The organism is Acinetobacter sp. 809848 (assembly GCF_000581275.1).
GTDB lineage: Bacteria > Pseudomonadota > Gammaproteobacteria > Pseudomonadales > Moraxellaceae > Acinetobacter > Acinetobacter pittii.
The window spans coordinates 21671-42128 of record NZ_JEXG01000001.1; the positions used below are offsets into that span (position 1 = coordinate 21671).

Annotated in this window: 21 protein-coding genes; 9 read left to right on the forward strand and 12 right to left on the reverse strand. The window is 37.4% G+C overall.

The window, feature by feature from the left end:
* Positions 1-163: 163 nt before the first annotated feature.
* The 4 genes from antA (at position 164) to J536_RS05155 (ending at position 4622) form a co-directional block, all read left to right on the forward strand.
* The gene (gene antA, locus J536_RS05140; RefSeq protein WP_019459119.1) at positions 164-1579 is read left to right on the forward strand and encodes an anthranilate 1,2-dioxygenase large subunit; all 1416 of its coding nucleotides are present in this window, start codon (positions 164-166) and stop codon (positions 1577-1579) included.
* Between the two features lie 2 nt (positions 1580-1581).
* A complete protein-coding gene (gene antB / locus J536_RS05145) occupies positions 1582-2073 on the forward strand; it encodes an anthranilate 1,2-dioxygenase small subunit (RefSeq protein WP_000076809.1) in 492 nt (163 codons plus the stop codon).
* A 5-nt stretch (positions 2074-2078) separates the two neighbouring features.
* Positions 2079-3113, forward strand: a complete 1035-nt coding sequence (antC, locus tag J536_RS05150) for an anthranilate 1,2-dioxygenase electron transfer component AntC (protein ID WP_081404084.1) — start codon at positions 2079-2081, stop codon at positions 3111-3113.
* 450 nt (positions 3114-3563) lie between these two features.
* On the forward strand, positions 3564-4622 hold the full coding sequence (locus tag J536_RS05155) for an AraC family transcriptional regulator (RefSeq protein ID WP_032062261.1): 1059 nt from the start codon (positions 3564-3566) through the stop codon (positions 4620-4622).
* 56 nt (positions 4623-4678) lie between these two features.
* Here J536_RS05155 and J536_RS05160 read toward each other — a convergent pair whose 3' ends face one another.
* Genes J536_RS05160 through J536_RS05180 form a run of 5 tightly spaced genes read right to left on the reverse strand, consistent with a single transcriptional unit; the run spans position 4679 to position 9569 of the window.
* Positions 4679-5626 carry a SphA family protein gene (locus J536_RS05160; protein ID WP_032062263.1) on the reverse strand — a complete coding sequence of 316 codons (948 nt, stop codon included), beginning with the start codon at positions 5624-5626 and terminating at the stop codon, positions 4679-4681.
* Between the two features lie 53 nt (positions 5627-5679).
* Positions 5680-6210: a flavin reductase family protein gene (locus J536_RS05165; protein WP_032062265.1), complete on the reverse strand. Its 531-nt coding sequence runs from the start codon at positions 6208-6210 to the stop codon at positions 5680-5682.
* Between the two features lie 28 nt (positions 6211-6238).
* Positions 6239-7477 carry a styrene monooxygenase/indole monooxygenase family protein gene (locus tag J536_RS05170; RefSeq protein WP_032062266.1) on the reverse strand — a complete coding sequence of 413 codons (1239 nt, stop codon included), beginning with the start codon at positions 7475-7477 and terminating at the stop codon, positions 6239-6241.
* 43 nt (positions 7478-7520) lie between these two features.
* Positions 7521-8306 carry an SDR family oxidoreductase gene (locus tag J536_RS05175; RefSeq protein ID WP_032035042.1) on the reverse strand — a complete coding sequence of 262 codons (786 nt, stop codon included), beginning with the start codon at positions 8304-8306 and terminating at the stop codon, positions 7521-7523.
* Between the two features lie 12 nt (positions 8307-8318).
* Positions 8319-9569 carry a dienelactone hydrolase family protein gene (locus tag J536_RS05180; protein WP_032062268.1) on the reverse strand — a complete coding sequence of 417 codons (1251 nt, stop codon included), beginning with the start codon at positions 9567-9569 and terminating at the stop codon, positions 8319-8321.
* A gap of 369 nt (positions 9570-9938) precedes the next feature.
* On the opposite strand from J536_RS05180, the gene J536_RS05185 reads away from it, so the two are divergent.
* Positions 9939-11150 (forward strand): OprD family outer membrane porin, encoded by a 1212-nt coding sequence (locus J536_RS05185; RefSeq protein WP_416202120.1) that lies wholly within the window; start codon positions 9939-9941, stop codon positions 11148-11150.
* A gap of 16 nt (positions 11151-11166) precedes the next feature.
* On the forward strand, positions 11167-12510 hold the full coding sequence (locus tag J536_RS05190; RefSeq protein WP_032057563.1) for an MFS transporter: 1344 nt from the start codon (positions 11167-11169) through the stop codon (positions 12508-12510).
* A gap of 69 nt (positions 12511-12579) precedes the next feature.
* On the opposite strand, the gene J536_RS05195 is transcribed toward J536_RS05190, so the two are convergent.
* The 4 genes from J536_RS05195 to J536_RS24900 form a co-directional block, all read right to left on the reverse strand.
* Positions 12580-13566, reverse strand: coding sequence for an AraC family transcriptional regulator (locus J536_RS05195; RefSeq protein ID WP_005069281.1), 987 nt, complete (start codon positions 13564-13566; stop codon positions 12580-12582).
* A 327-nt stretch (positions 13567-13893) separates the two neighbouring features.
* Positions 13894-14679 (reverse strand): 3-hydroxybutyrate dehydrogenase, encoded by a 786-nt coding sequence (locus tag J536_RS05200; protein WP_032062272.1) that lies wholly within the window; start codon positions 14677-14679, stop codon positions 13894-13896.
* A 33-nt stretch (positions 14680-14712) separates the two neighbouring features.
* Positions 14713-16134, reverse strand: coding sequence for a GntP family permease (locus tag J536_RS05205; protein WP_032057558.1), 1422 nt, complete (start codon positions 16132-16134; stop codon positions 14713-14715).
* A gap of 397 nt (positions 16135-16531) precedes the next feature.
* Positions 16532-16663: a hypothetical protein gene (locus J536_RS24900; RefSeq protein ID WP_002113882.1), complete on the reverse strand. Its 132-nt coding sequence runs from the start codon at positions 16661-16663 to the stop codon at positions 16532-16534.
* Positions 16664-16744: 81 nt separating this feature from the next.
* Between J536_RS24900 and J536_RS05210 the strand changes: the two genes are divergently transcribed.
* Positions 16745-17173, forward strand: a complete 429-nt coding sequence (locus J536_RS05210; protein ID WP_032057455.1) for a hypothetical protein — start codon at positions 16745-16747, stop codon at positions 17171-17173.
* 268 nt (positions 17174-17441) lie between these two features.
* Here the strand turns inward: J536_RS05210 and J536_RS26460 are convergent, their stop codons facing one another.
* The 3 genes from J536_RS26460 to J536_RS05220 all read right to left on the reverse strand — a co-directional run bounded on the left by J536_RS26460 (position 17442) and on the right by J536_RS05220 (position 18464).
* Positions 17442-17843: a J517_1871 family lipoprotein gene (locus J536_RS26460; protein ID WP_005069291.1), complete on the reverse strand. Its 402-nt coding sequence runs from the start codon at positions 17841-17843 to the stop codon at positions 17442-17444.
* A 56-nt stretch (positions 17844-17899) separates the two neighbouring features.
* A complete protein-coding gene (locus J536_RS25650) occupies positions 17900-18013 on the reverse strand; it encodes a hypothetical protein (RefSeq protein ID WP_128839948.1) in 114 nt (37 codons plus the stop codon).
* 97 nt (positions 18014-18110) lie between these two features.
* On the reverse strand, positions 18111-18464 hold the full coding sequence (locus J536_RS05220; RefSeq protein ID WP_078225433.1) for a hypothetical protein: 354 nt from the start codon (positions 18462-18464) through the stop codon (positions 18111-18113).
* Positions 18465-18953: 489 nt separating this feature from the next.
* Between J536_RS05220 and J536_RS25960 the strand changes: the two genes are divergently transcribed.
* Together J536_RS25960 and J536_RS05225 are read left to right on the forward strand one after the other, a co-directional pair.
* On the forward strand, positions 18954-19343 hold the full coding sequence (locus J536_RS25960; protein WP_025465552.1) for a hypothetical protein: 390 nt from the start codon (positions 18954-18956) through the stop codon (positions 19341-19343).
* Between the two features lie 114 nt (positions 19344-19457).
* Positions 19458-20339, forward strand: coding sequence for a LysR family transcriptional regulator (locus J536_RS05225; RefSeq protein WP_002113536.1), 882 nt, complete (start codon positions 19458-19460; stop codon positions 20337-20339).
* The last annotated feature ends 119 nt before the right edge of the window (positions 20340-20458 follow it).

A 20458-nucleotide genomic window follows, 5' to 3' on the forward strand; every position in this document is an offset into this window, starting at 1 on the left:
TAGGTTAAAACACATACAAATTTAAGTCTCTACTCTTTCTTAAAAAGAGTTCAATTAAAAAAAATCAAAACTGCACAAAGTGGATAAAGATCTGGAAAAAACGGATAGAGGCTCAGGCTTAATCGCGGTTCAATCAGTTAAAAGCTGATTGGAGGATTGAGCAATGACCTCATCTAATTTAAAACAATGGAATGATTTTGTAGATGGATGTATCGACTTCCGTCCTAACGATGGCGTGTTTCGTATTGCACGTAATATGTTTACCGAGCCTGAACTATTTGACTTGGAAATGGAGCTTATTTTTGAAAAGGTTTGGATTTATGCATGTCACGAAAGTGAGATTCCAAACAATCATGATTTCCTAACAGTTCAAATTGGTCGTCAACCGATTATTGTGAGCCGTGATGGTAAAGGCGAATTACACGCGATGGTCAATGCTTGTGAACACCGCGGTGCGACCTTAACACGCGTTGCTAAAGGCAACCAGTCAACCTTTACATGTCCGTTCCACGCATGGTGCTATAAGTCAGATGGCCGTTTGGTTAAGGTAAAAGCGCCTGGTGAATATTGTGAAGATTTTGATAAATCAAGCCGTGGCTTAAAACAAGGCCGTATTGCCAGCTACCGTGGTTTCGTATTTGTAAGTCTTGATACTCAAGCAACAGATTCTTTAGAAGACTTTTTAGGCGATGCAAAACTGTTCCTTGATTTAATGGTTAACCAGTCGCCAACAGGTGAACTCGAAGTATTACAGGGCAAGTCATCTTATACCTTTGCAGGTAACTGGAAGCTACAAAATGAAAATGGCTTAGATGGTTACCATGTCAGTACCGTTCACTATAACTATGTCTCTACAGTCCAACACCGTCAACAAGTCAATGCATCAAAAGGTGAAGAACTCGATACGCTTGACTACAGCAAGTTAGGTGCCGGTGACTCAGAAACTGACGATGGTTGGTTTAGTTTTAAAAATGGCCATAGCGTATTGTTTAGTGACATGCCGAACCCAACAGTTCGTCCGGGTTACAGCACAGTTATGCCATATATGGTCGAAAAATATGGCGACAAATATGCTGAGTGGGCAATGCACCGTTTAAGAAACTTGAACTTGTACCCTAGCCTATTCTTTATGGACCAAATTAGTTCTCAGCTTCGTATTGTTCGCCCTGTGGCATGGAATAAAACTGAAGTCATTAGCCAATGTATTGGTGTTAAAGGTGAATCTGCTGAAGCACGCCGTAACCGTATTCGCCAGTTTGAAGATTTCTTTAACGTATCAGGCCTTGGTACACCAGACGATTTAGTTGAATTCCGTGAACAGCAAAAAGGTTTCCAAGCACGACTTGAACGTTGGAGCGATATTTCGCGTGGTTGTCAGTCTTGGGAATATGGTGCAACTAAAAACTCACAAGATTTAGGCATTCAACCTGTCATTACTGGCCGTGAGTTTACCCACGAGGGACTCTATGTAAATCAACATGGACACTGGCAACGCCTAATGCTCGACGGCTTAAATAAAAAAGCGCTGAAAATGCAGGATATTACTTTTGAAAACAATGCCGTAATGGATGAGGTGTAACCATGTCACAAGAACTACATTTTGCTGTATCTCAGTTTTTGTACAAAAAGGCAGAGCTTTGTGATGCTTATGACTGGGATGCCTATCTAGAGCTTTACGATGAAGATAGTGAATATCATATTCCACAGTGGATTGATGACCATAACTATGTTCAAGATCCAAATCAGGGCTTGTCTTATATTTATTATGCGGACCGTACTGGACTCGAAGACCGTGTATTCCGTATTCGTACAGGTAAAGCAGCATCTGCAACTCCGTTACCACGTACTTTGCATAGCATAAACAACATCCGAGTTAAAACATTGGATGATGGATTAATTGAAGCAAAAGTTGCATGGCAAACGCTTTATAACCGTCAAGGTTTAGAAGGCTGTTTTTACGGACACGCTACTTATCTTTTACGCCAAACAGCAGATGGTTTCCGCATTCGTCGTCAGCATAGCATTTTGCTGAATGACAAAATTGATTCCGTTTTAGACTTCTATCACGTTTAAGGGGAATGAAAATGGGACATTCAGTTGCACTTAATTTTGCCGATGGCAAAACCTTTTTCATTTCGGTAAATAACGACGAATTGCTGCTTGATGCAGCAGTTCGCCAAGGAATTAACCTCCCGCTAGACTGCCGTGAAGGTGTTTGTGGTACCTGTCAGGGACAGTGTGAAACCGGTATTTATGAACAAGAATATGTTGATGAAGATGCATTAAGTGAACGTGATTTGGCTGAGCGTAAAATGTTAGCTTGCCAGACGCGTGTGAAATCAGATGCAGCCTTTTATTTTGATCATGATTCTGCTATTTGCAATGCTGGCGACACCTTAAAAATTGAAACCAAAGTGACAGCGGTTGAGCTGGTTTCTGAAACAACAGCAATCTTACATCTTGATGCAAGCAGTCATACTGAACAACTTCAGTTTTTACCGGGTCAATATGCTCGTTTGCAAATTCCAGATACTGAAGATTGGCGTTCTTATTCTTTTGCAAATAGACCAAATACAACCAATCAATTGCAATTTTTAATTCGTCTATTGCCAGACGGTGTGATGAGTAATTACCTGCGTGATCGCTGTAAAGTTGGACAGCCCCTACTCATTGAAGCCCCACTTGGTAGTTTCTATTTACGTGAAGTAGAACGACCACTAGTTTTTGTAGCGGGTGGAACAGGTTTATCGGCTTTCTTGGGAATGCTTGATAACTTGGTTGATCAGCCCAACTCGCCCGCCGTTCAGTTGTATTACGGCGTAAATAATGAAACCGATTTATGTGAACAACAGCGTTTACATGCCTACGCAGAGCAGCTTCCGAACTTTAGTTATTACCCGATTGTGACTAAAGCAACTGAAGCTTGGCAAGGCAAAGCAGGCTATATTCACGAGCACTTAAATAAAGATCAACTGGCTGAGCAGGCTTTTGATATGTATTTATGTGGCCCACCACCAATGATTGAAGCCGTTAAAAATTGGTTAGATGAACAATCTTTGCAAAACTATCGTATTTATAGCGAGAAGTTTTTACAGAGCAATACATCACGTTGAAGTATAAATAATTTAAAAACCACTAAACCTGAAATCATTCAATATACTCTTATAAGGGGTATATTGAATTTTTGCATTTAAATTAAAAGTTTTTTATATATCAATAATATAAAATAATTAATTCCGACAAAATAAATTGACCAGTTCGCTCGGATTTGCTATAAATTTTGATAGATCTTAAGGAATAAGATCATGATGAGATTAACTTATAGTGCCTTTTATATCCCCCTATTCTATTTCTCGAATGTATTAAATTGATGGACAAAATCCGAAGTAAAAATTTGAGAAAATCATATTAATTAGCGGATAAATTGGTCTGTATTTTGCTTATATCTCATTGTAATTTGTGAATAACTTAATTTTTTAAGTGCCGTATTTACTTGCTGTGCAGCGAAGTTTTAAAGCTTTTACAACACAAGTAAATACAGGAGTGAGCCAAAAGGGATAAATATGAACCAAGCCAACTCCACAGAACTCAGTGGGCGTCATTTTCAAAATGAGTCTATCTTTACCAATCATAATCTGGTGTTTGATCATCACGATTTAAGCGAAACTTGCCGAAATGTAGGGCAGATTTTTAAACCGCATGATCTTAAAATCTCTCATCAAAAGCGAGATTTCAGTGCAACCATGCACCATGTTAAAACAGGCGCACTATCTATTAGTCGCTTGGAATATGGTGCGGATGTCATTATTGAACCAGATCACCTTGATAACTTTTACCTCATTCAAATTCCAACTCAAGGCTACGCAGAAATCGAGTTTGGTTCTCAAAAGTTTATTTCTTATTCTCAAGTTGCTTCTCTTATTTCTCCTCAGCAATCTTTACGTATGCGCTGGCACGCGAACTCACCACAGCTCATTCTAAAAGTTTCAAAGGATGATTTTACTTACCATTGCCGTCAGCACATTGCCGATTCAGAAAACAACTTACTCGTTTTCGACCCAAAATTAGACTTTGCTACACAAAGTGGAGCCTACTTTTTACAGCTCGTTAGAACATTGATGGATGCTTTGGCTTGTGAACAACATCCTCTTCATCATCCTTTAGCCTTTAAACAATTTGAGTCAAATTTGTTTAATGCACTCATTTATGGTCAACCTAATAATGCGTTACATAAAATTGATCAGTATAAAGAAAAAACAGTCTCTCCTTATTTCGTGAAGCGCACAGAAGCCTATATTAAAGAACATTTACACGAGCCGCTTAACGTCGAAATTCTGGCCGAGCATGCAGGCGTGAGCGTAAGAACCCTATTTACTGGTTTTAAAAACTATTTGGGGACAACCCCAATGTCTTATTTAAAAGAATTACGCTTTGAACAAGCTCATTTAGAGCTGATGCACAATGAAAATCTCTCTGTCACTGACATTGCTTTTAAATGGGGATTTAGCCATTTAGGTCGTTTTTCTCAAGAATATAAACGCCGTTATGGTGAGTTCCCTTCTTCTCCCCGCCGTTCTGGTCAAAGTGAAGGCTCAGGCTTAATTACTTCAATTTTTTCGTAAACTAAAAATAGATAAAGCCTTTTATATCAATAAATATAAAAGGCTTTTTTTATGACTTAGAAATGATGAACATAACGAACTTGTAAGCGTGTTCCTTCTGGTCGGTTTTCAGCATCTTGCTCAAAATATGCATTTGCAACCAAGTGATCATTTTTAGAAAAACTATACATCGCACCCGGACCAATTGCCCAAACTTGTTCACGTCGACCTTTGACTTTTTCACCATCGACTTCGGTATCAGTGACTTGTTTTAGCCAATAACCATTCAGTCCTAAGCGAAACTGTTCAGTAATAGCATAGTCCGTTGCAAAGTTTGCATGAATTGCTTGCCCTGCCTGCATATCATTAGCTCCAGCAAAAGCATAACTTGGGTCATCATTTTTAAAGTTATAGAGATAATGGATGCGTGTTGAAGCTGTCCACTTTGGATTGAACCAATATGTTGCTGCCCAATAGGGATCAAACGAAACAGCATTATTACTTGGGTTAATATCTTTTTGTTGATCGTATTCGCCCGTAGGTAAATTCACCTGAAATTCAAAACGATGTACAAATTTTGGCCCTTGTGTACGCATGACTGGATCAAACTGAATAAAAGGTCCAATCATAATGTCCCCAAAGCCACTTTGGGCCTTAATTGCAGCATTATTCAAGCCATCATCCATGTCCATTTTGCTGACAAAAGGAATTAAAAAATTTATACCTAAACTGGCTTTATCTTTTACTCGGACATTTGATAAATAACTAATCTGTTCAACCAGTACTTGATAATTTAAATCTGTTTTAGGTAAACCGAGTTTTTGTCCATTGGAATCGACCAGTTTATTGCTATCGTAATTTTGAAAGTAAGTTTGAGCATACCAGCCGGGCCCTGCGGGTAATCCACCATCGAGAAAGCTGGTCATACCTAAGTTTACGGTTGGTAAATCATAAGCATGTGTAACTAAGGGCAAACCCAACAATGTCCCTGCTAAAAAGCCATGTTTAATTAAAGTGCTTTTCATCTTCTTATTTCCTATAAAAAAATCACGACCGGATTAATCGTGATTGTGGTGAATTAATGTGCTAATTCTGGATGTTCTGCAGCAATCCGATACTTTCCTGCGTGGAATACCAATGGTTCACCTTTGCGTTGTTGGTATTGTTCAATTTGACCAATAAAAATCAGGTGATCTCCGCCTTCATATTGATTTACATTGCGGCAAACCAAGGTTGCGAGCGCATCGGACAAAATTGGAACGCCAGCATTGCATTGTTGATGGGCAATGCCTGCAAATTTGTCTTCAGCCCCCCGAGCAAAATGTCCCGAAAGCTGGTGATGCTCCTGTGCCAACATGTGAATGGCAAAATATTCAGCTTCTACAAAATCTGACAAGCTTGGCGCTGTTTTTGAAAGGCTCCATAAAATTAATGGCGGGGCTAAAGACAGTGATGAAAATGAATTGGCTGTCATGCCTATTTTCCGACCGTCTTTACCACGGGTTGTAATCACGGTAACGCCAGTTGCAAACTGACCAAGTAAATTACGAATTTCTCTTGGGTTTTCAGTATTAATGGTTTGTAAACCTTGAGTTTCAATTGTGTCCATTTTTAATTCTCCCTTTGATATTTTGACCTTAAGCCACTTTTGCTGCGGTTTTTGAGGCTATGAATGCCTGAGCCTGATCTGCATCAAACCACCAAGGGGCAAAAGCGCGAGGGTCATCAAAGTTATTGGCCATAATTGAAGCAATGCTCTGGTTTTGACTTGCAGCTGCTAGGAGTTCAACGACATGAGGCTCTGGTGGTAATAACAAGCTATTGGTCCAAGCCACGACTTTTTCTGCATATGCCCAATAACGCTCAAAAGTTTGAACCATCCATTGTTCGCTAAAGCTTTGATTATCATTGGCTAAAATGGCATCGAAATAGATCTTGCTACACTTAGCCGCATTGTTTGAGCCTTGACCAGTAATTGGATCATTGACCACTAAGGCATCTGCCATGCCAAAAATCTTTTTGCCAGAGGGTAAGGTTAAAACGGGTTTGCGTACGGTCGGCGGGAAACGCCCTGCCAAATATCCGCCTGCATCGGTTAGCTCAACATTTGTGCAACGTTCATATTCCCAAGGCACAAATTTTTTGAGCAAATCCAAACTACATTGCAGATGCTGTTCAGGTGTTTTGACATCTTGCCAGCAGTCCATTGGCCCATTTGGAATTCCTTCAAACACCATAATGTCGCAAGGACCATTGATGGTCAGTGCTGGAAATGAAAAGTATTCGCCGACTTCAGGAATAATGTTAAAAGTCACACGAGAGTATGGGGAAATTGGCTTCATATTTTTGACATAGGTCAAGGCCAAAGCGCGCTGCGGTTTATCAAAAACACTGCGTGCATCATCACGCTCAAACTGTTTAACGACTTCACCTTTACCAGCGGCGAGTAATACAAGCTCGTAGTCGTTTGCGAGTTGTTCTAACTCTTCTATTCCAACATCCTGAATTACCAATCGACCACCACGGCGTTCAAACTCTTCCATCCAATATGGCATTTTGACGCGTTGATCGACCGATTGAGCGTAGCGCTCAAGACGAGCACTCCATTCAAATGCTTTACCACCATTTTCAGGATTGACTAAAGCCATCCCAATACCTTCTACCGCTGGACATTGTTCTTCCCAAAAATTCAGTCCCAAGTCACGTTCAGTTTGTAAAGCGGTATGAAACATACACTGGCTTGACATGACTTTGCCTTGGCGGATTTCATCGGCAGTTCGGTTGGTGATCATTGTCACGTCATAGCCTGTATCTAATAAGCCTAAACCAAGCTGTAAACCAGACTGTCCTGCTCCAACAATTGCAATACGGCGCATAATATTCTCCATAATTTTCTAAATGTGCTTTTAAAACGCTGTGCTATTCGGCTAAACGTGGAATAGCGGGCTGTGATCCTTCAGGGCCCATCACTGAATAGCCACCATCGACTGCATAATCTGCTCCGGTGACAAAACTCGCAGCGGGTGACAATAAAAACAAAACCACGTTGGCGACTTCTTCGGGATGACCCAATCGGCCTAGTAAGTGATAATCGGCTGCCACGCTATCGGCTTTTTCACGGTTATTACCGCTGACTTCTGCAATGACACGAGACCATGTCCAACCCGGAGAAACCGAATTGACGCGAATACCATCGGCAGCAAAATCCATTGCCATGCTTTGTGTGAGTTGACCTATCGCGGCTTTAGACACTGGATATAACCAGCGCCCTGTTTGTGCCACTTTGGCCGAGATTGAAGTAAAATTAACGATTGAACCTTGCTGCTTTTTTAGGTCAGTGTATAAAGCACGGCTCAGCTCAACTGTGGAGACCAAATTAATATCGAGTGCTTGTAACCAGTCCTGACGTGAAGATTTAAAACCATCATCTAAGTAGGTACATGCCAAATTTACCAAGTAACTCACTTCACCTAAATGTTGGTGAATATCGGCCACAGCTTGTTGAATAGCCGCATCGCTGGTTAAATCGGTTTGAATAAACATCACATCATGATTAAAGCTTTCTGCAATTGCCTTGCCTTTGGCATTGATATCTAAAATAGCGACATGAGCACCTGCACTCACCAAGGCTTGCACAACGGCTTTGCCAATGAGTGTTGCACCACCACTCACCACAGCAACTTTTCCTTTTAAATTTATATTCATTGCAAATACTCCTTAATTGACTGGCTTGCCTTCACTACTTGACCAAGATGGCATCAACGTATTTGAAGGAAGATCTTCATCAAGAAGTTTTCGAGCTGTCTCGACACCTGCAACTGGTAAGCCTGTTGGGTCTAATAAACCAATTTGAACAAGTACAGACGCTTGGTCCCAGTAAATATGCTCATGGCACAACTTTGACCCTCTAAACTGGATCACACCTAACATTGGAATTTCGACATATTTACCAGTCGGTTTTACACCTGGTAATAACCAGTCAATTTCAGCGTCGTGGGTAAAGCTCATAATGAATTCGTCAACCACTTGCGTTGAGCCAACCGTACGAGAGATCGAAGTGATCTTCATATCTTTCGGGTTTTGATGCACAAAGTGATATTGATAAAAACGGGCAAGCTGGCTTTGGCCTACACCGCCAGTTAAGGTTGGAATATGGTTGACATAAGGTTCAGCAACCATCGTTGCCATGGTAGCTGGTACGTCACGCGTATCGAACTCATGCCGAATATGCTCTTCCCATAGTGCAACTAGGTCATATTTCGGCCCAATCGTTTCATGTAGAGCTGTTACTGTACGTTCATGGGCAAAGCGCGCTGAAGGTTTGTGGTAATGGTTGCTTTTTGGTCGTGCAAAAGCATGATCAACACCTTCATAAACATAAGCTTGTACATTTGAATATTGGGTGGCTGCATTGACAATCGCTTGCCTCGCATCTGGCGGTGTAAATTGGTCCAGTTCTGCAATATGTAAAACCAAACGCCCCTTTACGTTGGCTAACTCATCTAAGGCTTTTTCAATGCCTACGCCGTAATAACCTACGGCACATGCCACTTCAGAAAGTCGACAGCCTGCAAGATATGCAAGCTTTCCTCCTAAACAATAGCCCACTACGCCGAGACCTGTAGAGGTGTCACATTCTGGTCGAGTCTTTAAAAAAGCTAAGCTGTCCTGAATGTCTTCAACCCCAAGATTTTCATCATATTGCTGATAAAGCTCGAAAGCCTTTTGAAAATCTTCTGGTGTGTAACCCAGTTCTATATTAGGTGCTACACGCCAAAATAAATCAGGAACTAAAACGGTATAGCCTTCTTCTGCAAGAAATTCTGCTTTTTCTCGCATGGCCGCATTCACCCCAAAGATTTCCTGACAAAGCACCACTCCAGGTCCTTTTCCTGTTTCTGGTGTCGCTAGATATGCACTGAACTGCTTTCCAGATGCTGTTTTAATTTGAACGGTTTGACCAGCCATAGTGTCAACTCCTGACATTGTTATGGCTTTATCTTCTATCCGAATATTTTTTTAGGCTGTCCAAAAGCTGCAAGCACTATCCAATCTCTGCGCAATTATCAAAATCAATAAAAATGGATAAAACACTAAAAATAATAAAACTAATAAATTTCATAACTTTAAATTAAAAAATTAAATTAATACTTTTTATCTAATTTGGAAAAAATGGATGAAGATTAGGACTTATTGGATAGTGACGATTGGCTAAAAATAGTTCAATCAAGTCATGTAATTCGTTTGATTACATAAAAAAAGCCCAGTCATTTTCTAAATTAAGGCGTTTTATTTATGCATCGACCATGGCCAATTTATGGACAACAAAAAACGTTAATGCTCATCAATATTTTATGTTGTAGTGCATTTTCTACTCAGGCTTATTCAGCGGATGAAGAATGGAAATTTACATCAAAAAATGCATATATAGACAGAAACTATGACAATCCAGATGTAAAAGACACAGGTAGCTGGTCACAATCAGTTTCTCTATTTTACAACTCAAATATGCATGATACGCCGTTAGAAATTGGTGGAACCCCAATTCAAATTGGCGCAAATGCTTCAGCACAATATGCGGTTCGTTTAAGCCAAGATAAACATGTTGCAGATACGGTATTACCTTTTGATAAAGCCACGCAATCACAAGCACCTGATTATCTAAAATATGGCGCGACCTTAAAGTTAGGCTATAACAAGACACTACTCAGCATTGGTGAACTATGGCTGGATTTACCCGTAACCACAGTAGATGCAAGTCGGCAACTCCTGACGTCTTATTGGGGAGCTAATCTTAAGAGCCAGCTAAACGATAAGCTTTTCGCAGAAATTGGCCGTATTGAAAAAGTATCACCGCGAAATGAAGAAGACTTTCACCGATTTTCTTTTACTTCAAAAGGTGTGACTGGTTACTCCGACGGCCTTAACTATATAGATCTTCGCTATCAATTTACGCCTACGCTGAAGGGTGAATATTACTTTGGAAATATGGAGGATTTATATAACAAACATTATGTCGGCGTTGACCACCTATGGAAAAATTCTAATTTTTCAGTTAATTCAAAATTCAAATATTTCAATGCTAAAGATAATGGAAATCTATTTGACATCGACGCACAAAATATAGGGTTACTAGAAACGCTTAAAGTAAAAAATCACAGCTTTGGTGTGGGTTATCAGCAAATTATTGGTGAGTCTGCGTACCCGTTACCAGATGGTTTCTTGCCTGAAACTTATTTCATTAACTGGAACACGACTGGTTTCTTCAAACAAGATGAAAAGTCTTATCACTTCATCTATGGCTATGACTTTAAAGATTATGTGCCTGGTTTAAATACCACTTTCAAATATGTATATGGCGATCACTTCAAAACAGCAGATGGCTTAAAAAACAAAGAAAGTGAAGCAAACGTTATTGTCAATTATGCCCTTCAACAGCCACTCCTCAAAGGTTTAGCTCTTCAATACATCTTCATCAATTACGACGTTAAGCATGGAAACGATTTCTCTGAAAACCGTTTCTTCGTCAATTACAGCAAAAAATTTTAATGAATAAGGAATACATATGAAAACGATAGATGCAAACACGATTATCAATCGCGAAAAACTGTCTCCATTACAATGGATGGTTTTTATCCTAGGCTTTTTTGTCTTCTTCTGTGATGGTCTAGATACAGGGATTATCGGTTTTATTGCTCCAGCATTGCTCGATGATTGGGGAATTACCAAGCCTCAGCTTGCTCCAGTTTTAAGTGCTGCTTTAGTGGGCATGTCGATCGGTGCAATTATTTCTGGCCCTTTAGCCGATAAGTTTGGACGTAAAGGTGTCATTGTTTTTACAAGTCTTTTATTTTCCATATTTACGATTTTGTGTGGCTTTGCCAATTCAACCCAAGACTTAATGATTTATCGCTTTATTACAGGTGTTGGTTTAGGCGCAGCCATGCCAAACATCAGTACTATTGTCTCTGAATACATGCCTGTAAAACGTAAAGCATTCCTTACAGGTCTTGCTGGCTGTGGTTTTATGCTGGGTATTTCTTGTGGCGGTGTGTTGTCAGCTTATCTATTAGAAAGCTATGGCTGGGCTAAGGTTATTATTATTGGTGGAAGCATTCCCCTAATTTTAGTGGTTGCTTTATTGCTTAAATTACCTGAATCAACTCAATACTTAATTACACGTCATCAACAAGACAAAGCTCAGCGTATATTAGAAAATATTCAAGGCCATTCTTTTCAAGAGCCGGTAAAACTTGTTTTAACTCAAGCAGAAACTGTATCAGATGAAAATCCGGTTAAAGTAGTTTTAGGAAAATATCTTTGGGGTTCAAGCATGCTTTGGCTCTGCTGTTTTACTAGTCTTTTGGTGTTCTATCTTTTAACAAGCTGGATGCCAACGATTTTAAAAACAGCAGGTTTCAGTACCCAACAGTTTAGTTTAATTGCCGCGATTTTCCCTTTTGGTGGTGTAATTGGCGCAACCATTATGGGATGGTACATGGATAAGCTGAACCCAACCACAGTCATTAAATATTCATATCTAATTGCCTTCGCCCTATTCATTGTCGCAGGTCTAGTAAGCTCAAATATTTTCTTGTTAGGTCTTACTATTTTCTTAATTGGTGCCTTACTCGCTGGTGCTCAGTCCTCATTACTGCCACTTGCAGCTATGTTCTATCCAGCAGTGTGTCGCGCGGTTGGTGTTTCATGGATGCATGGTATTGGTCGTATCGGTGCAATTTTAGGTGCTTTCTTTGGCTCGCTCATTTTTACTTTTAACCTAAGCTTAAGCGGTATTTTCTTTATTCTAGCAATACCAACTTTCATCTCATTTATTGCACTTAGTCTCAAAGTGATTTATGAGAAATCTAAAAACAAACAAGTGTTAAAGCTCGAAGAAAGTTTATAAATATTAGGCAATAAATAAAAAACTGATTTAGTTGCCTAAATCAGTTTTTTTATTTGGAAAAATTAAACATTAGAAAATTTTGCCTTTAGTCTCACTTGGATTTTCTCCAAACTCTTCACGATATTCTTGAGAAAAACGGCTTAAATGGTTAAAGCCCCAGTCATACGCAAGCTTTGAAATAGAAACCTTTTTATCTGCTCCTGTAGTGCTCAAGATTTTGTAAATTTGTTGAAGACGATATTTTTTCAAATACGACATTGGGCTGGTGCCGTAGTATTGTTGAAATTCATCATACAATTTTGATTTTGAAACCCCAGCCAAACGCTGCAAGTCTTCTGCACAGATTTCTTCGTGAGCATGTTCAATAATAAAATTACGAACCTTTCGAATATAAGCTGGCTCATCTTGATGTGAGAGTGACTTTAAAGCTTCAGAGTAGTTGTTTTCTTGAGATAATAGTAAGGCTTTAATTACAAAATTTTCATAGTCTTCAGATAACATCTGTAAACCATAAAAATTACTATATTGCGATTTTAGCTGTAAAAAATTCTGAATATTCTTCCACCACGCTCCAATCAGTTGCTCAGAGTCTAAGTGCATTTCAGGGTTAAAAATGATAGGCGTTTCTATAGGTTTATTCAGTAGATCTGCAAGGACAATCTGCATACTCCGCTCAGGAATAACGACCTGAAATTTTCTACAGTCTTTATCGATAATCAAATCTTGCTGATCGTTATTTGAAACAATGAGGCCTCTGTTTTCATCAGATTGATAATGGGCACCACGAATGTTGAGAGCTTGTCGACCTTGTATAGGCAAACTAATGCTATACGCTTTTAAATTTGAGATGTTGATGGCAACATTTGCACCATAACTGATTGTTCCGATCGCCATTTTTTTATTGGGCAAACGCATTCCGTCATAGTGAAAATCGAGAGTGTCTTTGTAAATTGTATCTAGACGGTGTTCACCACAAATTGTGGACATCAAATTCTGCGCAAATTCAGCTTTGCGTGAATAATGATTGAGTTCCATCTGTTGGCTGAGTGATATCATATCCTTTTCACCTAGCTAAATAACTTATTGCTTAAAAAGCAACTTGTATGCCAATTAATATCCTTTAATTGACGAGTTTTCCTGAAAAATATCGAATCAAGAAAGAGAGTAAAGATTACTTTCTCATACTCTATTAAATTTTAAAAATGGAAATAAGTTAAATACCTTTAAAGTATAATTTCATACCTTAAAAAATTTATTTTATTAGATTTTTATAAGCAAATAGAGTAGAGATAAATCATTATTTTGAACAGCAGACTATCGTAAATTTTTAACGAATAAAAAAGCCGCCTATTTTAAATAAGCGGCTTTTATAAAATATTTAAATTATTGAGCGGTGTAACCACCATCCATAACAACAGCTTGGCCTGTTACCCCACCTGCTTTGCTACTCGCAAGGAAAATCGCATAGTCAGCAATTTCTTCAACAGATAGCAAACGCTTTTGAGGAACCATTGCCAAAATTACATCTTCAAGTGCGCTGTCTAAACTCACATTACGGGTTTTAGCCAAATCTGCAATTTGACCACGAACCAACGGTGTATCTACATAACCCGGGCATAGAGCATTTACCGTAATACCATCGCGTGCACATTCTAATGCCGCAACTTTTGTTAGGCCAATTACGCCGTGTTTAGCACTGTTATAACCTGCTTTTCCAGCGAAACCAATCAAGCCATTAATTGAGGCCATATTAATAATACGACCATATTTTTGAGCTTTCATAATTGGAAAAACATGTTTAATGCCAATAAACGCCCCAGTTAACATGACCTGAACCAACTTTTGAAAAACAGCCGTTGGAAACTCTTCAATAGATGAAACGTGTTGGAAACCAGCATTATTAATTAAGATATCAACCGTACCAAAAGTCTTTTGAGTAAGCTCAATGGCTTGTTTATAAGTATCTTCATCAGTCACATCGCATGGTGCAGATAATGCATCAAAACCTTGCTCTTTAAGTGAGTTCGCCGTTTCTTGACACTTTTCAGCATTCATATCAGAAATAGCAACTTTGGCACCTTCTTGAGCAAATTTCTTAGCAATCTCTAGACCGATACCACTTGCAGAACCTGTAATAAAAGCGACCTTACCTTCTAAAAGTTTCGTCATCTATTTACTCCTTAATACTTATAACGCGCTGATTTAAACAATACCCGTTACGGTAAAGACCGTAATGACCACAAATACCGCTAATGTTTTAATTACCGTAACTGCAAAAATATCTTTATACGATTGTTTATGGGTTAACCCAGTAACAGCCAGTAAAGTAATAACAGCACCATTATGCGGAAGTGTATCCATACCGCCTGACGCCATCGCAACCACACGGTGCATGACTTCTGGTGGAATACCCGCAGCTAAAATCGCGGCGTTATATTGTTCAGCCATCGCACTTAAAGCGATACTCATACCACCTGAAGCTGAACCGGTAATACCCGCTAAAACGGTTGTGGTCACAGCCCCATTGACTAATGGATTTGTAAAGGTACTGCTCATTGCATGGCTAATCAGAGCAAAACCCGGTAATGACGCAATAATTGCACCGAAACCATACTCAGAAGCCGTATTCATCACTGCTAAAAGTGAGCCACCAATACTGGCATTAATGCCCTCTTTAAAATTCGTCACTACACGCTGATAATCAAACAAAATTGCAGAAATAATCCCAACAATCAGCGCAAGGCCCACCGCCCAGATCGCACCAGTTTTCGCAACATCCACGGTGTAATCCGCTAGACCGACAGTGGCAAAATCAAAACCATTTGGATACCACTCTTTGATTGCTTTAGACAAATATTTGTTCATTACAGCAACAAGAATAAGAGGTACAAAAGCTAAAAACTGACGCGCCGTACTTCCGTTATTTTGTAAGTTCATATCGGCTTCAATTTCTTGAGACGGCGTATCGTCTACACCAAAACCAGAGTATCCCTCACCAGCTTTTACAGCTGCACGGCGACGCCATTCTAAGTAAGCCAAACCCATGCATAGAACAAAGATAGCACCGATAATTCCTAGAAATGGTGCAGCATAAATATTGGTGCCAAAGAATGTAGTTGGAATTACGTTTTGAATTTGTGGCGTACCTGGTAATGCATCCATGGTAAATGTAAATGCACCGAGCGCGATGGTTCCCGGAATTAAACGTTTTGGAATATTCGCTTGTCTAAAAAGCTGGTTTGCAAAAGGATAAATGGCAAATACAGCAACAAATAAACTTACACCGCTATATGTTAAAATTGCACCTAACAATACAACGGTTAAAATTGCTTTTTTTGCTCCAATCCATCTCACAATAGTTCGTGCAATAGACTCAGCAATTCCTGACATCTCAACGACTTTACCGAAAATTGCCCCGAGTAAAAATACAAGAAAGTAATCTTTAATAAAGTTCACCATTTTGGGCATAAATACACCCGAATAAAACGGTAAGACATTGGCAGGGTTAATGAGTAGAACAGCAAGTAAGGCACAAATTGGTGCCATGAGAATGACTGAAAAGCCCTTGTAAGCTGTATACATTAACAGCCCAAGCGAAAGTAGAATTACAAATAATTCCCACATATATTCTTTCTCCATAAAGAATAGATATTAGGTTCAATAAAATTACCAAAAGATATTTAGGTTATCCCAAACCTAAAATGATAAAATCACAGTATCTATAAGTGGTAATAGGTAAATGAGCTTAAAAATAAAATATCACTAAAATATTTAAAAACAATGTAATTTATTTAAATTTTAAAATATACATACAATACAAACATTTAAGTTAATTTGTTAGTAAAATTTTATTATTTAAAAGCTATTATTATTTGATAAAACTTATTAATTGTTGAGTAAATTAAATTAATACCAAACATATTATTCAATAAAGATAATTAAATAATATATTTTTTAAAATAATTTGATAAATATAATTCATCTTATTCTTTTGAAATATTGCGCAGATAATTTTTTATCTTTATTTGAATAAAGCAATTTGAAGCTTAATCATCAAAAGATTAGAACAGGAATATAGAGTCGTGTTTTTAATATTCTCATCTTTACTCGAAAACGGCGCTTGTTTATTAAAGATAACTTCTACTTCTGTCACTAGAGTTAGACAATGTAATGAATACTATTACATGTCTACTGATAGAATTTATAATTTAGACTTTTCACTAGTATATAAGTTATGAATAAAAGAAATATTTTGTTCACTCTTCAAACTGGATTGATCATCCTACTTAATGGATGTACCGATACTTCTCTGGCTCAAAATAAGGTTATTGTTCCAAAAATTGGTTACTCTGGTAATGCTGATAATGCAAGCTATAGTGAGGCACAAATCAAGATTGAAGGCTCTTGTGTTTATTTAATGAATACAAATGATCGAGTGATTCCTATTTTTGCAACTAAAGATGCTCATTGGAATAGCAATAAGTATCTTTTAATTGTTGACTCAAAAGAATATAAAGATGGTGACACGATTGCTTATGGCAGCGGAGAAGCTTATCCCGTTAATTTGAACAACTACAAATGGATAATTAAACCTGATACTACATGTGATTTAAGTAAAGGCGTTATTATCAATCAATTTATAGAACCTCTTACTAAAAACTAAAGAAAAAAGCCCCTATATGAAAATTCAAATCTTAGCCTCTTTAACTGCTTTTAGCCTAACATCTTGCATGGTAAAGCCTACTATAACTAACCATGAAGAGGTTTCTATTCAACCGATACTTATTACAAGCAATACGAAAAGTAATATTTCAATGATGGCTTCAGCACATGGAAAGCTTATAGCAGATAAAAATGGATGTATCAGACTGGGCGATGAAAAAGGTCCGTTGATTATTTGGCCTTATGGCAGCAAATTTATAAAGTGGTATCTATATTTCTTTAACACATTTTAGTGAAGCTGCCTTTAAGTCGTTATCAGCTTTATAAATCATATTTGAAGTAGAGGCACTTAAAATTGTTCTAGCTTCGAGTATATCTTTGTTAAGAAACTTAACTTCTAAAACCATACCATTTTGAAGATAAATTATATTATTAAAATACTTAACTTTATTGAATACTACATGTCCACTAGTATCGTCGCAAAGTATTCCATTACCATCTGCGTCAAGTTTTATGGTTGATATGCTTGGGCCGATTGAAATCGTCCATACCCCTGACACTAGAGGTATAGAAGGCTGTATTTCGCTAAATTTATTATTAGTCATTTGGGTAGTTGGGCTTACACATCCACTTAATGAAAAAATTAAGCTTAATGAAATTATCTTTTTCATGAAATTACTCCTTTTAATTATGACTAAAACTTAACAGTTCAGAAAATAAAAAACTATCAGTTCATATAGCGCCCTACCCCATACACACTAGACCTGATTGAACCAATATGAGATGTTTGATATGCATCAATACCTACAATAGAGACCACAAAAGATTTCACGACCCCCATAGTGATTTTCTTTACCTTATCTTCTACTTATTTAGCCACACCAAGACTAGAACTAATCGGCTTATCCTTTTCAAGCCCATATACATCTCTGCAAACTTTAATATTTAATTGATATCCATATTCCGGAAACAAAACTAAAAATTAGATAAATAAATGCAGCAATAATTATGGAAAAAAGGACTATGATGACTCCGTTAGTGATATGGTCTCCATTGGTACCATTCTCAGTGTTTTCCTTGGGATTAATTATCATTGGGGTATTTAAAGATTTTTTTGCCTCATAGAATCCCCAGCCTATACCCAGCAAAACAATTAGTACCGCAAAACCAACTCCAATATCATAAATAACTTCCTCAGCAGCATATTTATCATTTGAAGCTGAAACACACTTTTCAAAGTATTTTTTTTCAATTTCAGACAGTGTGGAGATTGATTTTTGATCTTTAAACATATCTTTAAAACGGATATTGCATGTCTCAATAAATTCTTCTTTATCGTCAGTTCCATCTCCCTCGTAATTACTTGGACGTGAAATATATATTGAACTATGTGTAGTTGTAGCCATCTAATTACAGTAATTTATATACAAAATGATAGTTTAATTGATAGTAAAAAATATTCAATTTAGGCCTTACTCAAATGAATCAAAAACCAATGACAATGACATGTTCAAACCTTTCATATGATTTTTATAAAGCCTTATCTCAAAATAGTAAAAATTAATATATTCTTTTGGATACTTACTAACTAAATTATAAAAGTGCCGTTCACTCATTAAGGATGCGCATTTAATTTTTTGACGTCTAATTTTTAGCTTTATTCATCTTTTTATCTTTATGGGGGTGGACAAATTTATACTCTTTATTTTTAAAAATAGCATTTATTTAATTTAGATTATTCAATAGAATAACAATATAAAATCTTGATAAGAAAACAAAATATGATATGGATTAAATTTATAATATACCCTTTGGGGATGTTTGTACTGTGGCAAATTATTTTCATAATTACGCAACTCTCTTTAACATACCTAAATACGCCACAAGTCATTGTAGCTATACTTTCATTGATCATAAATTGCGGTATGCAAATTTTGATTGGTTATAAAATCCCTCAATTAGCACCAAAATATAAATTTGTAGCGAGTGCTACATACATTATTCTCTTCACCTTTTTGTTAGCAATCTATTCAACAACTATTTTATTAGAAGGCTTAAAAGTTGCTCCTCAAGCAATTTGGCTAGGTTATTTGTTTTTCCATGTAGTTGGAATGGCTCTATACTTTGCTAATAACACAGATGAGTTTTGTTGGGAAAATTTACTGAAGTAGCTCAGCCTATTGTCCCCTGCTTTATTTTTATTTTTTTGTCAAAAAAACATCATATTAGACAAATTTTCGTATAAATTACCCTTCTAGATGAGTTGGGCAATCTAAAGGATAGAAATGACGCTTAAACAATTAAAAGCTTTTTTAGCCCTTGCGCGTACACTCAACTATGCTAATGCATCATTAGAGCTACATCTCAGCCAGTCTGCTTTAAGTCTTACTATCAAAAGCTTAGAAGAAGAATTAGGCGGAAAACTATTTAACCGTAATACTCGCCGTGTTGAGCTTACCCAAGAAGGTAAATCCCTTATTCCCTACGCTAAAAAATTACTCGCCAATTGGGATGAAATGGAAAACGATGTTAAACAACGTTTTAAGCTCAATCGTGGAACTTTAAGTATCGCTTCAATGCCCTTCGTGACTCATGCGATTCTGCCTGAAGTAATTCATCAATTTTTAGAACTTCATCCCAACTTGAACTTTTCAATTCAAGATATTCCAAATGAGACCATTATAGAAAAAGTACAAGACGGTATTTTTGAGCTTGGTATCTGCTTTGAACCTGATCTCACCGAAGGCCTAGAGTTCAAACCACTATTTGAAGAAGATTTCTTAGCTCTATTACCAAAGACTCACCCACTTGCTCAATCATCTTCTATTACATGGCAAGAGCTTTGTTCAAATCCATTCGTGACATTGCAAAAACCTTCAATTGTTCGATATTTGGTTGAGCAGAATTGTTTGCGAAATAATATAACGCTCGATTTAAAAGTTGAATGTCATCAAATTTCATCACTCTCAAGCTTTGTGGCTTATGGAATTGGGGTGAGTGCAATTCCAAGGCATTTTGCTAAACACATTGATAAAGAACATAACGTACTCATTGAGTTAAAGGATGAATCTATTCATAAGACTGTAGGAATTGTTTATAAAAAGAACTTTGAAATTTCAAATATTTCGACTCAATTTATTGAAGCTTTGATTCAATATAAATTTTAAAAAATTAAAGACTGCTTTTTAGGATGAGCTAAGCATACGCTTAAGCTAAAATTATTAATTATTATAATTTTCAATGATATGAGGTGATTTTTTAAAGTATTTTTCTTTATGTTCGTCTG